The sequence below is a fragment of the Amycolatopsis sp. WQ 127309 genome (genome assembly GCF_023023025.1).
In the GTDB taxonomy this organism is placed as follows: domain Bacteria; phylum Actinomycetota; class Actinomycetes; order Mycobacteriales; family Pseudonocardiaceae; genus Amycolatopsis.
Genome location: NZ_CP095481.1, coordinates 5,060,539 through 5,073,179, shown reverse-complemented (window position 1 = coordinate 5,073,179; position 12,641 = coordinate 5,060,539). Strand labels below are relative to the sequence as shown.

Here is a 12,641-nt window from a genome sequence, read left to right as displayed (position 1 = left end):
CGAGTTGGCGCAGTCCGCTGACCAAGGGGCCTCCCTCGACGCGCGTGGTACTCGCCACGGCGCGCCCGGCATACTGGGCGCTCCCCAGCCCCACGAAGACCCTGAAGGTGTGTGAGTACCCGTGTGCGGCCTGCTTGGACTGATCTGCGCGACCGAAACCGGCGCTGCGAACGCGCGTGACGCCGTCGGCGCGGCCATGCGCTGCCAGCGCCACCGCGGGCCCGACGAGCAGGACACCTGGGCCGACGCCGAGGTCGTCTACGGCTTCAACCGGCTGGCGTTCATCGACGTCGAGCACGCGCACCAGCCCCTCGTCTGGGGGCCGCCGGAGGCGCCGGGCCGGTACACGATGAACTTCAACGGCGAGATCTACAACTACCTGGAGCTGCGGGCCGAGCTGGCCGGCGAGCACGGGGCGAAGTTCGAGACCGAGGGCGACGGCGAGGCGATCGTCGCCGGCTACCACTACCTGGGCGCCGCGTGGGTCGGGAAGCTGCGCGGGATGTTCGCCTTCATGATCTGGGATTCGCAGGAGAAGCGGGTCTTCGGCGCGCGCGACCCGTTCGGGATCAAGCCGCTGTTCTACTCGGCCGGCCCCGGCGGCGTGGCGTTCTCCAGCGAGAAGAAGAGCCTGCTGGAGCTGTCGGACACCCTCGGCGTCGCGCAGGAGCTGGACCGCAAGGCGCTGCAGCACTACCTGGTCCTGCAGTACGTGCCCGAGCCCGAGTCGCTGCACCAGGGCATCCGCCGCGTCGAGTCCGGGACGTCGTTCGAGGTGGTCCCCGGCGGTGAGGTGCAGTTCACTCGCTACTTCCACCCGAAGTTCGCGGCGAAGCCGGTCAACGGGCCGGCCGAGGCCGAGGCGCTGTACGAGCGCATCGCCGATGTGATGCGCGACTCGGTCGGCAAGCACATGATCTCCGACCCGGACGTCACCGTCGGCGCGTTCCTCTCCGGCGGCATCGACTCCACGGCCACCGCCACGCTGGCCAAGGAGCACAACCCGAACCTGATCGCGTTCACCACCGGGTTCGAGCGCGAGGGCTACTCCGAGGTCGACGTCGCCGCCGAGTCGGCCGCCGCGATCGGCGTGAAGCACGTCGTCCGCACGGTCACCGCGGACGAGATGATGGAGGTGCTGCCGCTCATCGTCTGGTACCTCGACGACCCGGTGGCCGACCCGGCGCTGGTGCCGCTGTGGTTCATCGCGCGCGAGGCCCGCAAGCACGTCAAGGCGGTGCTGTCCGGCGAGGGCGCGGACGAGCTGTTCGGCGGCTACACGATCTACAACGAGCCGATCTCGCTGGCGCCGTTCGAGAAGATGCCGGGCGGCATGCGGAAGCTGATCGGCAAGGTCTCCACGAAGATCCCCGAGGGCACCCGCGGCAAGGACCTGCTGCGCCGCGGCGCGCTGCCGCTGGAGGACCGCTACTACGGCAACGCCCGCAACTTCCGCGACGACCAGCTGCGCCACGTGCTGAAGACCTACCAGGAAGGCGTGGGCTTCAAGGACGTCACGGCGCCCTGGTACGACGTCTCGCGCGGCTGGGACCCGGTGGCCCGGATGCAGCACGTCGACCTCTACACCTGGCTGCGCGGCGACATCCTGGTCAAGGCGGACAAGGTGACCATGGCGAACTCGCTGGAGCTGCGGGTGCCGTTCCTGGACGCCGAGGTGTTCAAGGTCGCCGCGTTGATCCCGCTGGACCAGAAGCTGGCGCACAACACCACGAAGTACGCGCTGCGCCAGGCATTGGCGAAGATCATCCCGGCGCACGTGCTGAACCGCCGCAAGCTCGGCTTCCCGGTGCCGATCCGGCTGTGGCTGCGCAACGAGATGTACGACTGGGCCAAGGGCATCATCAACGATTCGCGGACCGAAGAGCTGCTGGACAAGAAGGCCATCCTGGCCCTGCTGGAGGAGCACAAGGCGGGCCAGCTGGACCGCAGCCGCCAGCTGTGGGCGCTGATCGTGTTCATGTTGTGGCACGGCATCTTCGTGGAGCACCGCATCAAGCCGGAGATCCCGGAGCCGGTGTACCCGGTCAAGCTCTGACCGTCCATTGTAGACAGTGACTGTCCCGCGCGCGGGACAGCGAAAGGGCCTCCTCGCCGCGGCGGGGAGGCCCTTTTCGGTGCGTCAGTGCCACCACTGGTTGGTGGCGCCGGCCACGAAGTCCCACAGCTGCGCCTTCGTGCCGTTGACGCCCCCGCCCGGAGCGGTCTTCGAAGCCTCCAGGTAGCGGCCGGAGTACGCGTTCTGGAACCGGTAGAAGCCTTCCGGGTTCTTCGTGATGGAGAACGCTTCGAGCGCGATGCCACCGCAGTCCCACAGCTGCGCCTTGTCGCCGTCGGTGAAGAGCCCGTTCTGGTCCGGTTCGAGGCAGCGGTCGTTCCACCCGCTCCGCAGCACGTAGGCGGGGTGGTCCGGGTCGGCCGCCGGGCCGCTGTAGAGCTGCAGCTCGATGCCCGGATCGGCGACGCGGAGGACCGGCAGCGGCCCGCGGGCCGCTGCCGGGGTTCCCCCTGGTGGAGCCGCCCGATCCCCTCTCGGCCGCCTCGTCCGCCATTCTCCGTACCGGACGGGACGTCGTCGAGAGACTCAAGCCCAGCCGAAAACCCCCAGGTCAAGCCCACGAAAAGGCCCCCTCGCCGACCGGCGAGGGGGCCTTCGCACAACAGTGCGTCAGACGGGCAGGACCACCGAGATCTCCTCGGCCGCGTCCGGGCCGAAGGCCTCGCCGATGCGGGCGAGCGCGTCGGCGCGGTCGAACGTCCACTCCTGGGTGCCCACCGTCTCGAGCACCAGCACCGCGATGAGCGAGCCGAGCTGCGCGGACCGCTCCACGTTCAGGCCGCCGTCGAGGCCCGCCAGGAAGCCCGCGCGGAAGCCGTCGCCGACGCCGGTCGGGTCGGCCTTGGCGCGCTCGGGCACCGCGCCGATCTGCAGCGCGACGCCGCCCTTGCCGACGATCTCGACGCCCTTCTCACCCAGCGTCGTGATGCGCACGCCGACCTGGTCGAGGACGTCGGCCTCGGTCCAGCCGGTCTTCTGGAGCAGCAGCTCCCACTCGTAGTCGTTGCTGAACAGGTACTTCGCGCCCGCGACGAACGCCCGCGCCTGCTCCCCGGACATCCGGGCCAGCTGCTGGGACGGGTCGACGGCGAAGGTGTACCCGCGCTGGCGGCACTCCTCGGCGTGGCGGACCATGCCCTCCGGGTCGTCCGGGCTGATCAGCACCAGGCTCAGCGGGCCGGCGCGGTCGGCGATCGGCGCGAGCTCGATGTTGCGGGACTCCGCCATCGCGCCCGCGTAGAACGTCGCGATCTGGCAGAGGTCCTCGTCCGTCGTGCAGACGAACCGCGCGGTGTGCGCGGTCTCCGACACGTGCACACCCGAGGTGTCGACGCCGTGGCGCTCCAGCCACGAGCGGTAGTCGGCGAAGTCGGCGCCGACCGCGCCCACCAGCACCGGCTTGACGCCCAGCACGCCGAGACCGAACGCGATGTTCGCGCCGATCCCGCCGCGCCGGACCACGAGGTCGTCGGCGAGGAAGCTCAGCGAAACCCGGTGCAGCTGCTCGGCCACCAGCTGTTCGGCGAACCTTCCGGGGAAGTGCATGAGGTGGTCGGTTGCGATACTGCCGGACACTGCGATCCTGGCCCTGTCTGCCACCGGCTGCTCCTTTGTGGTCGACCTCACGGCAAACGGCGCGAACTTACCCCCGGGTCGTGCCCCATCCGGGTTGTTCGCGCGCACCACCCGAGACTACCGGCTGGTACTCCTTCTCCAGTCGAGTCGCGATCAATAGCGTTACGAATCGTGAAAGCCGTCACCGAACCCGAGACCCTGTCCGAGCTGATCGCCGACTGCGCCCACATCCCCACGACGCTGCGTGCGGGCGACGTCCCGCTGCCGCGCGTCCAGGCGCCGCCGTGGCAGGTCGACGAGGCGTGTCACGCCCAGGTCGCGGAGCTCGACGCCTACGTCTGAGCCCGCAACCCCGCAGCAACGAAGAAGGCCCCGTCCTCCGTTCGGAGGCGGGGCCTTCTCGCGTGTTGCTCAGAACCGGCGCGCGACGCTCAGTGGAACGAGTCGCCGCAGGCGCAGGAGCCGGTCGCGTTCGGGTTGTCGATCGTGAAGCCCTGCTTCTCGATCGTGTCCACGAAGTCGATGACGGCTTCCGAGACGTACGGGGCGCTCATCCGGTCCACGGCGACCTTGAGGCCGTCGAAGTCGCGGAACAGGTCACCGTCGAGCGTGCGCTCGTCGAAGAACAGCTGGTAGCGCAGACCCGCACAGCCACCGGGCTGGACGGCGATGCGCAGGTGCATGTCATCGCGGCCCTCCTGGTCGAGCAGGGCCTTCGCCTTGGCAGCCGCGGTGTCGGTCAGCGTGACGCCGTGGGTCTCCTCGGCGGTCTCGGCCTGCGTCGCGCCGGCGTGCTCAGCGGTCGTCATGGCACTCCTCATAGGTTCGAACTCACTGCGGATACTCCTGGTGCCCTACGTCCAACACCCGGTGCGTCCGATCTGTTCCCCCGCCATGGTCGCACATCGATCGACCTGGTGAAACGGCGGCGTGACGCCTGCAATACCCTGGTGACGTGAGGTTCCTGCGCCGAAGCACCACAGACACCGCCGCCGACGAGCCGGCCGCGGCCGCGACCGAGGCCGTCGACGTCGGCGGCAAGTCGTTCACGCCCGGTAAGGGCAAGGCCACGCCCAAGCGGCGGGAGGCGGAGGCGAAGCGCCGGGGTCCGGTCGCACCCCCGCCGACCACCATGCGGGAGGCGATGAAGCGCAACAAGGAGCTTCGCAAGGCGAACCCGCAGAGCAAGGAAGACCGCCGTTCCGAGGCGAAGGTCCGCCGCGAGCGGATGATGTCGGGCGACGACAAGTACCTGCTGCCGCGCGACCGCGGGCCGGTCAAGGCGTACGTCCGCGACCTGGTCGACAGCCGGCGCAACCTGCTCGGCCTGTTCATGCCGCTGGCGATCCTGGTGTTCCTCGCGCTGCTGGTGCCGTTGCCCCAGGTCCAGTCGTACATCACCCTGCTGTGCACGGCGCTGCTGCTGGTGATGGCCATCGAGGGCTTCGTCAACGGCCGCAAGATCGGCAAGCTGGTGCGCGAGAAGTTCCCCAAGGAGACGGTGAACGGCCGGTCCGTCGGCTGGTACGCGTTCGTCCGGGCCTCCCAGATCCGGCGCCTGCGGGTCCCGAAGCCTCGGCTGAAGCCGGGCGACCCGATCCCCAACTGAGCTTTCCGGAAGAGCCGGGTGAGACACGTCTCACCCGGCTTTTCGCTGTCCGGAACCGCCGACGCGCCAACCGGAGTGGCGCGCTTGGCGGGTGACTTGATCGGGCACGTCGGTCGCCGGGGCTGGAGTTGCTCCAGGTCGTTAGCAAAGCAAACGATTACCGCCTAGGCTGCGGGTATGGAGTTTCGTCGTCTCGGCCGCAGCGGCCTCAACGTCAGTGAGATCTCGTACGGGAACTGGCTCACCCACGGTTCCCAGGTCGAGGAGGACCAGGCTCACGCCTGCATCAAAGCCGCGCTCGACGCCGGCATCACCACCTTCGACACCGCCGACGTCTACGCGAACACCGCCGCGGAGTCGGTGCTCGGGCGCGGCCTGAAGGGGCAGCGGCGGGAGAGCCTGGAGATCTTCACCAAGGTCTTCTGGCCGACCGGTCCCAAGGGGCCCAACGACAAGGGCCTGTCCCGCAAGCACATCCTCGAGTCGGCGAACGCCTCGCTCGAGAGGCTCGGCACCGACTACCTCGACCTCTACCAGGCGCACCGGTTCGACCGGAGCGTGCCGCTCGAAGAGACCATGCTCGCCTTCGCCGATCTCGTCCGCCAGGGCAAGGTGCTCTACGTCGGCGTCTCGGAGTGGACCGGCGAGCAGATCAGCCGGGGTGCGGCGCTGGCCCGCGAGCTGAAGATCCCGTTCGTGTCGAACCAGCCGCAGTACAACATGCTCTGGCGCGTCATCGAGGACCAGGTCATCCCCGCCTCCGAGCGCGAGGGGCTCAGCCAGATCGTCTGGTCGCCGATCGCGCAGGGCGTGCTGACCGGCAAGTACAAGCCGGGCGCGGCGTTCCCCGAGGGCTCGTTGGCGCCACCGACGAGAAGGGCGGCGCCAACATGGTCCGCCGCTTCCTCGACGACGAGGTCCTCAAGCGCGTCGCCGAGCTCGAGCCCCTCGCCAAGCAGGCGGGCCTGTCGATGGCGCAGCTGGCCGTCGCGTGGGTGCTGCAGAACCCGAACGTCGCGTCGGCGATCATCGGCGCCTCGCGGCCGGAGCAGGTCGTGGACAACGTCCAGGCCGCGGGCAAGAAGCTCGACGCCGACCTGCTCACCGCGATCGACGACGTCCTCGGCGACGTCGTGGAGCGCGACGCGAGCCTCACCAAGAGCCCCTGACGTCGAAAGCCGTGAAGGCCTCCTTACCGGCCGTAAGAGCCGGTAAGGAGGCCTTCACGGCTTTCAGTCCTGGTTGATCCGCGCCTGGTAGGGCACGTGGCCATCCAAGTCGAGGCCGTCCTCCGGGGAGACGCGGGGTTCGACGCCGAACCCGCGCAGCAGGCGGCTCGCCCCGGCCAGCCGGTCACCGCCGCGGCCCGGGAGCCGCTCCGGTGTGAAGCCGCGCTCGGCCAGCAGGCTCTCGACGTCGTCCATCAGCCGGTACGGGTCGTAGCCCCGCGGCTCAACCACGGGGCCAGGTCTTCCCGGTGATCCGCTCGTAGACCTCGGTGTAGCGCTGCCGCGTCTGCTCGACGATGTCCGCCGGGATCTCCGGCCCGGGCGGGGTCTGGTCCCAGCCGGTACCGCGCGACCAGTCACGCACGAACTGCTTGTCGAACGCGTGCTGCGGCCGGCCCGGCTCCCACTCGTCGGCGGGCCAGAAGCGCGACGAGTCCGACGTCAGGACCTCGTCGCCCAGGGTCAGCGTGCCCTCGGCGTCGAACCCGAACTCCAGCTTGGTGTCGGCGATGATGACGCCCTGCGCGGCGGCGTGTTCGGCGCCCTTCGCGTAGATCTCCAGCGTCAGCTCGCGAAGCCGCTTCGCGGTGTCTTCGCCGATCTCGTTCAGCACCTCGTCGAAGGTCATGAACTCGTCGTGCCCGGTGTCGGAGATCTTCGTCGTCGGCGTGAAGATCGGCTCCGGCAGCTTGTCGCCCTCGACCAGGCCCGGCGGCAGCGAGACGCCGGAGATCTTGCCGTCGCGCTGGTACTCCCGCAGGCCGAGGCCGGCGAGGTAACCACGGGCGATGCACTCGACCTGGACCATCTTCAGCGGCTTGCAGCGCATCGCGCGGCCGGCGAACTCGTCCGGGACGTCGGTCGCGGAGACGACGTGGTTCGGCACGACGTCGGACATCCGGTCGAACCACCACGCGGACAGCTGGTTGAGCAGCTTGCCCTTGTCGGGGATCGACGTCGGGAGCGAGACGTCGTAGACCGAGACGCGGTCGGTGGCGACCAGCAGGAGGTCGCCGTCGAGCTCGTAGAGGTCACGGACCTTGCCCGCGTGGATGTGCTTCATTCGCCGTCCTCAGTCGTGTACTCGTGGAAAACCCAGTGTTCGGGCAGCGCGGCGGACTCACCGTATTCCACGACCGTGCCGTCGGCCGCGAGGAAGGTGCTCCGGCCGAGCAGCACCGGCGACCCGGCCGGCACCGCCAGCTCGGCCGCCTCGTTCTCGTCCGCCCGGCCCGCCGCGTGCCGTTCCTGCGTGACGGTGATCTTCGTGCCGAGCCGCGCGGCCGCGTGGGCCGACGTGCCCTCGACGATCCGCTCCGGCACCAGCAGCGCCGGCGCCCTGGCCGAGAGCGCGCCGTCGAACCACGAGGTCGACGTCGAGAGCGGGCGCGAGTCCGGCCCGTAGGTGGTGCGCCGCCGCCGGATGGCCGGGGCGCCCGCTTCCAGGCCGAGAGCGGCCGCGGCCCGCTCGATCGCCGGTTCGAGCCCGGCCGACCGGATCACGGCGTAGTGGCCCGGCGGGTAGATCTTGCCGGTGCGCGCCGAGGCGACACTGCGGTCGAGTGCGCTGCGGTGCAGGCCGCCGCGGTCGACGACCGTGCCGACGCCGCGCACCGGGCGCACGAGGCCCTGCGAGCGGAGCGTGGCCAGGACCTTGGTGGCCGTCGCCATCGCGACGGCCCACGTGCGCGCGATCTCGCGGGCGGACGGCACCGCGTCGCCCTCCTGCAACCGGCCGGACAGGATGTCGTCACGGATCCGGCCCGCGATCTGCAGGTACGGCGGCTCAGGACGGTCGAGGGTGGGCAAGGCGGCTCCTCACGAGGACTACGCACAAGTGTTCTAGCACGCCAGGGGGTCTCCCTCAAAGCCCTGCTCAGAACCACCCAGGTGTACTAGTACACGCGCTGGACTGCGCTCTAGTACGCAAGTTACCCTCGAAAGTGTGTCCCCGCCCACATCCCACACCGGATCAGGCGGCCCGGATCTCGAGGAACTGCTCGAGGAACTCCGGCGCCGCAAATGGGTGCTGCACCTGTTCGGCGGCCGCGAGGCGCCGGAGATCTACGCGGCGGTCTTCCAGTGGCAGACCTGCGCGGACGTGGTCGTACTCCGGGACGAGCACCGGGCGAGCGCCTACCGGGTGCCGACGTTCCCGGGCACCGACGTGTTCAGCCCGCGGGTGGTCACGTGGCAATACCACGCCACCCCGGTCTGGACGCTGCGGGCGGCGCTGACCTTGGCGGAGCCGGGCACCCCCGGCGCCCCACTGCAAGCGCTGCGCCCGCAGCCGGGCTGTCACATCCCGATGGAGCTCCGCGCGGACGTGACGATCCGCCCGACCTGGACCGGCTTCGAGGAGGAGAAGGGGGACGACGGCGGACCACCCGCCTGCGCTTAGCGGGCGAGCAGCCGCTCCGCGACCACCAGGTCGTGGGGGTAGGTGATCTTCAGGTTCTCGGGCGCCCCGGGGACCCACCGGATCGGCAGGGAGGAGTACCGCTCCATGCAGGACGAAGTGTCCGTTCCCGAGAAGCCCTCACGCTCCGCCTGTTCGTAGGCCTCGAGCAGCGGTCCGGCCCGGAAGCCCTGAGGCGTCTGGACGCGGATCGCGCCGGGCACCTGGGCGACCAGGTGCCCGGCATCCACTTCGACGACGTCGTCCGCGGCCAGGCCCGGCACAGCCCCCCCGTCCTCGCGTGTCCGGGCCAGCACCGCGCCGACCAGGTCGGAGTGGACCAGCGGCCGGGCCGCGTCGTGCAGCAGCACGGCGTCGACCCGGCCGCCTGTTATGCGCGGGGCGAGGTGGCGCAGCGCGTTCAGCTCGGACGCCTGCCGCGTGGGCCCGCCGTGCACGACCTCGACGTCGCCGTCGAAGCCGGCGAGCACCTCGTTCGCGAGCTCCGCGTCCTGCGGCCGGATCACCAGCACCAGCACGCCGACGCCGGGCACCCCGGCGAAGGCGTCGAGGGACCAGGCGACCACCCGCCGCCCGGCCAGCGGCAGGTAGACCTTGTTCAGCCGCGCGCCGACGCGGGTGCCCGCGCCGCTGGCCAGCACCACCGCGGCCGCCGTCTTCTCCACCGTTTCCACGAGCGGCGAGACTACTGGGCGGGCGTGTAGCTCAGGATGATCATGCCGGTGTCGTGCACCTCGGTGCCGTTCAGCGTGAACGCCTTCTGGCCGGTCTCGCGGTAGAGCAGCTGGTCCGGGGTGGCGTTGCCGGAGAGCACCGGGTGCAGCCAGACGCGCAGCTCGTCGAGCAGGCCGTTGTCGAGCAGCAGCCGGGTGACGTCGCCGAAGCCGTACTGCAGGATGTCGCCCGCGGTGCGCTCCTTGAGGGCCCGGATCTCGTCGACGACGTTCTCCGAGAGCACCTTCGAGCCGGTCCACTCCGGGTCCTTCAGCGTGGTGGACACGACGTACTTGTCGATGCTGTTCATCCGGTCGGAGACCTCGTCCTTGGGCAGCTGCGGCCACGCCTGCGAGAAGCCGTCGTACGTCTTGCGCCCCATGATCAGCGCGTCGCTGGCGGCCAGCTGCGCCTTCACGGCCGCGTGGGCCTGCTCGCCGAGGTAGGTGAAGTGCCAGTTCTGCATGTTCGTGATGTCGCCGTCGAGGGTCATGTACGTGGCGTTGACGATCCGGCCCATGGTGGTGTCTCCCTGTGTTCGTGGTCCCGCTTACGACCACGCGTCGAACGGGGCAGGCCCGGATCGACACGTCTCACGAACTATTTTCGCGGGCCCGGTAGGTTGGGCCGCGGCGGTGCCGGAAAAGACTGCCGCCACAAGAGGAAAGGGCCTGGTGTGGAGCCGGAAGACATCGAGTTCCCCGAGATCACCCCGCCCGACGAGCACGCCCGGTCCGCGGCGATCGCCCTGCACGACAAGCTGGTCAAGCCCGCCGGGTCGCTCGGCAGGCTCGAGGAGCTGGGCGTCTGGATCGCGGCCTGCCAGGGCCAGTCGCCGCCGCGGCCGTTCACCCGGCCCCGGGTCGTCGTCTTCGCCGGGGACCACGGGATCGCCGCCAAGGGCGTCTCGGCCTATCCCGCCGAGGTCACCTCGCAGCTGCTGGGCACGATGCTGACCGGCGGCGCCGTGATCAACGTGCTGGCCGCCGCCGCGGGCGCGAGCGTCCGCGTGGTCGACATGGCCGTGGACGCCGAGGCCCCCGCGACCCGCTCGATCGGCGAGTTCAAGGTCCGCCGCGGCTCCGGCTCGATCGACGTCGAGGACGCGCTGAGCGCCGCCGAGGTCAAGGCCGCGGTGCGCGCCGGGATCACGATCGCCGACGCCGAGGTCGACGGCGGCGCGGACCTGCTCATCCCCGGCGACCTCGGGATCGGCAACAGCACGCCGGCGTCCGTGCTCGTCGCGGCGCTGACCGGCACCGAGCCGGTGGCCGTGGTCGGGCGCGGCTCCGGCATCGACGACGACGCCTGGATGCGCAAGGCCACCGCGGTGCGCGACGCGCTGCGCCGGGCCCGCGTCGTGCTGGCCGACCCGATCGCCCTGCTGCGCACCACCGCGGGCGCCGACATCGCCGCGATGGCCGGGTTCCTGGCCCAGGCCGCCGTCCGGCGGACGCCGGTGGTGCTCGACGGTCTCGTCGCCTGCGCCGCGGCGCTGGTCGCCGAGGACCTCGCCCCGGGCGCCCGCCGCTGGTGGGTCGCCGGGCAGCGGACGGCCGAGCCGGCGCACGGCCTCGCGCTGGAGCACCTGGACCTGGGCCCGCTGCTGGAGCTGGACGTCCGGCTCGGCGAAGGCACCGGCGCGGTGACGGCGTTGCCGCTGCTGTCGATGGCCGCGCGCGTCCTGGCCGAGACGGCCACGCACGAGCAGGCCGGCGTCTCCGGCCCGCTCATCCCCGCCGTCGCCACCTGACCCCGAAAGCCGTGAAGGCCTCCTTACCGGCGCTTATGGCCGGTAAGGAGGCCTTCACGGCACTTGGCGGAACTCAGCCGAGGTCGATCATCCAGTTGTCCGGGTCCGGGCGGGTGCCCTCCTGGATGCCGGTCAGCTCTTCGCGCAGCTTCATCGTCAGCGTGCCCGGCCGGCCGTCGCCGATCGTGAACTCGCCGTTCGCGTGCTTGACGTGCCCGACCGGGGTGATCACCGCCGCCGTGCCGCAGGCGAACGTCTCCGTCAGCTCCCCCGAGGCCGCCGCCTTCTCCCACTCGTCGGTGGAGATCCGGCGCTCCTCGACCTTGTGGCCGAGCCGCTCCGCGAGCTGCAGCAGCGACTTGCGGGTGACGCCGGGCAGCAGCGAGCCGGTCAGCTCGGGGGTGACGAGCCGGGCGTTCTCGCCGGAGCCGAAGACGAAGAACAGGTTCATCCCGCCCATCTCCTCGACCCAGCGCCGCTCCACCGCGTCGAGCCAGACGACCTGGTCACAGCCCTTTTCGACGGCCTGCGCCTGCGCCACGAACGACGCCGCGTAGTTGCCGGCGCACTTGGCCGCGCCGGTGCCGCCGGGCGCCGCGCGCACGTACTCGGTCGACAGCCAGACGCTCACCGGCTTGATGCCGCCGGAGAAGTACGACCCGGCCGGCGACGCGATGACGGTGTAGACGTAGTCGGCGGCCGGGCTGTTGACGCCGAGGCCGGTGGACGTCGAGATCATGAACGGCCGCAGGTAGAGCGCGTCACCCTGACGGGTGGGAACCCAGCGGTTGTCGACGGCGATCAGCTCGCGCAGCGACTCGAGGAACAGCTCCTCGGGCAGCTGCGGCATGGCGAGCCGCTCGGCCGACTGCCGGAAGCGCGCGGCGTTGGCGTCCGGGCGGAACGACGCGATCGCGCCGCTCGGCTGGCGGTAGGCCTTGAGACCCTCGAAGATGGCCTGGCCGTAGTGCAGCACCGACGTTGCCGGGTCGAGGGTGAACGGGGCGTACGGGCCGACCCGGGCGTCGTGCCAGCCTTCGCTCTTGGACCACTTGACCGTCACCATGTGATCGGTGAAGTAGAGCCCGAAACCGGGGGCGGTGAGTACCTCCGCGACGCGTTCCTGGCTCGCAGGGCTCGAGTGCGGGACAGAGGTGAACTGCGTCGTGATGGTCATGGCCAGAGAATACCTGTTGGTCGGAAGCGCGTTAGTCGGATGTCCACGTGTTTTCCGACGGCGTTCCCGACCGGCCGCGCGTCCCGCG

General features: G+C 70.5%; 14 protein-coding genes and 1 pseudogene. 6 read left to right on the top strand and 9 right to left on the bottom strand.

Annotated elements, in window-relative coordinates:
* Nucleotides 1-121: 121 nt before the first annotated feature.
* Entirely contained in the window at nt 122-2,056 is a 1,935-nt protein-coding gene (gene asnB, locus MUY22_RS23935) for an asparagine synthase (glutamine-hydrolyzing) (protein WP_247062702.1), read from the top strand.
* 84 nt (nt 2,057-2,140) lie between these two features.
* On the opposite strand, the gene MUY22_RS23930 is transcribed toward asnB, so the two are convergent.
* Together MUY22_RS23930 and MUY22_RS23925 are read right to left on the bottom strand one after the other, a co-directional pair.
* Complete coding sequence (locus MUY22_RS23930; protein ID WP_247062701.1) at nt 2,141-2,413, bottom strand: RICIN domain-containing protein; 273 nt, start codon at nt 2,411-2,413, stop codon at nt 2,141-2,143.
* A 273-nt stretch (nt 2,414-2,686) separates the two neighbouring features.
* On the bottom strand, nt 2,687-3,676 hold the full coding sequence (locus tag MUY22_RS23925; protein WP_247062700.1) for a carbohydrate kinase family protein: 990 nt from the start codon (nt 3,674-3,676) through the stop codon (nt 2,687-2,689).
* Between the two features lie 147 nt (nt 3,677-3,823).
* Here MUY22_RS23925 and MUY22_RS23920 point away from each other — a divergent pair, with 147 nt between their 5' ends.
* Nucleotides 3,824-3,994 (top strand): hypothetical protein, encoded by a 171-nt coding sequence (locus MUY22_RS23920; RefSeq protein WP_247062699.1) that lies wholly within the window; start codon nt 3,824-3,826, stop codon nt 3,992-3,994.
* A gap of 89 nt (nt 3,995-4,083) precedes the next feature.
* Here the strand turns inward: MUY22_RS23920 and MUY22_RS23915 are convergent, their stop codons facing one another.
* Nucleotides 4,084-4,461 carry an iron-sulfur cluster assembly accessory protein gene (locus MUY22_RS23915; RefSeq protein ID WP_247062697.1) on the bottom strand — a complete coding sequence of 126 codons (378 nt, stop codon included), beginning with the start codon at nt 4,459-4,461 and terminating at the stop codon, nt 4,084-4,086.
* A gap of 146 nt (nt 4,462-4,607) precedes the next feature.
* Here MUY22_RS23915 and MUY22_RS23910 point away from each other — a divergent pair, with 146 nt between their 5' ends.
* On the top strand, nt 4,608-5,261 hold the full coding sequence (locus MUY22_RS23910; protein ID WP_247062695.1) for a DUF3043 domain-containing protein: 654 nt from the start codon (nt 4,608-4,610) through the stop codon (nt 5,259-5,261).
* Nucleotides 5,262-5,438: 177 nt separating this feature from the next.
* A pseudogene (locus tag MUY22_RS23905) lies at nt 5,439-6,430 on the top strand (aldo/keto reductase family protein).
* 63 nt (nt 6,431-6,493) lie between these two features.
* Here MUY22_RS23905 and MUY22_RS23900 read toward each other — a convergent pair.
* The 3 genes from MUY22_RS23900 to MUY22_RS23890 are packed head-to-tail and all read right to left on the bottom strand — an operon-like array spanning nt 6,494 to nt 8,299.
* Nucleotides 6,494-6,721: a hypothetical protein gene (locus MUY22_RS23900; RefSeq protein ID WP_247062693.1), complete on the bottom strand. Its 228-nt coding sequence runs from the start codon at nt 6,719-6,721 to the stop codon at nt 6,494-6,496.
* Nucleotides 6,714-7,553: a phosphoribosylaminoimidazolesuccinocarboxamide synthase gene (locus tag MUY22_RS23895; protein ID WP_247062691.1), complete on the bottom strand. Its 840-nt coding sequence runs from the start codon at nt 7,551-7,553 to the stop codon at nt 6,714-6,716. The genes MUY22_RS23900 and MUY22_RS23895 overlap by 8 nt, the downstream gene beginning before the upstream one ends.
* Nucleotides 7,550-8,299, bottom strand: a complete 750-nt coding sequence (locus MUY22_RS23890; protein WP_247062689.1) for a GntR family transcriptional regulator — start codon at nt 8,297-8,299, stop codon at nt 7,550-7,552. Before MUY22_RS23890 ends, MUY22_RS23895 begins: the two co-directional genes overlap by 4 nt.
* A 136-nt stretch (nt 8,300-8,435) precedes the next feature.
* On the opposite strand from MUY22_RS23890, the gene MUY22_RS23885 reads away from it, so the two are divergent.
* Entirely contained in the window at nt 8,436-8,891 is a 456-nt protein-coding gene (locus MUY22_RS23885) for a hypothetical protein (RefSeq protein ID WP_247062688.1), read from the top strand.
* Here the strand turns inward: MUY22_RS23885 and MUY22_RS23880 are convergent.
* Nucleotides 8,888-9,574 (bottom strand): 2-C-methyl-D-erythritol 4-phosphate cytidylyltransferase, encoded by a 687-nt coding sequence (locus MUY22_RS23880; protein WP_247064082.1) that lies wholly within the window; start codon nt 9,572-9,574, stop codon nt 8,888-8,890. The genes MUY22_RS23885 and MUY22_RS23880 overlap by 4 nt on opposite strands.
* Before the next feature lie 20 nt (nt 9,575-9,594).
* Complete coding sequence (locus tag MUY22_RS23875) at nt 9,595-10,143, bottom strand: dihydrofolate reductase family protein (protein WP_247062687.1); 549 nt, start codon at nt 10,141-10,143, stop codon at nt 9,595-9,597.
* 156 nt (nt 10,144-10,299) lie between these two features.
* Here MUY22_RS23875 and cobT point away from each other — a divergent pair, with 156 nt between their 5' ends.
* Nucleotides 10,300-11,376: a nicotinate-nucleotide--dimethylbenzimidazole phosphoribosyltransferase gene (gene cobT, locus MUY22_RS23870; RefSeq protein ID WP_247062686.1), complete on the top strand. Its 1,077-nt coding sequence runs from the start codon at nt 10,300-10,302 to the stop codon at nt 11,374-11,376.
* A 73-nt stretch (nt 11,377-11,449) separates the two neighbouring features.
* On the opposite strand, the gene MUY22_RS23865 is transcribed toward cobT, so the two are convergent.
* Nucleotides 11,450-12,553, bottom strand: a complete 1,104-nt coding sequence (locus MUY22_RS23865) for a branched-chain amino acid aminotransferase (protein ID WP_247062685.1) — start codon at nt 12,551-12,553, stop codon at nt 11,450-11,452.
* Nucleotides 12,554-12,641 lie beyond the last annotated feature (88 nt).

What these genes read in the sequence shown, in the direction of transcription:
- MUY22_RS23915 (WP_247062697.1), bottom strand. Translation starts at nt 4,461, where the DNA reads ATGACGACCGCTGAGCACGCCGGCGCGACGCAGGCCGAGACCGCCGAG.
- MUY22_RS23875 (WP_247062687.1), bottom strand. Translation starts at nt 10,143, where the DNA reads ATGGGCCGGATCGTCAACGCCACGTACATGACCCTCGACGGCGACATC.
- MUY22_RS23865 (WP_247062685.1), bottom strand. Translation starts at nt 12,553, where the DNA reads ATGACCATCACGACGCAGTTCACCTCTGTCCCGCACTCGAGCCCTGCG.
- MUY22_RS23895 (WP_247062691.1), bottom strand. Translation starts at nt 7,553, where the DNA reads ATGAAGCACATCCACGCGGGCAAGGTCCGTGACCTCTACGAGCTCGAC.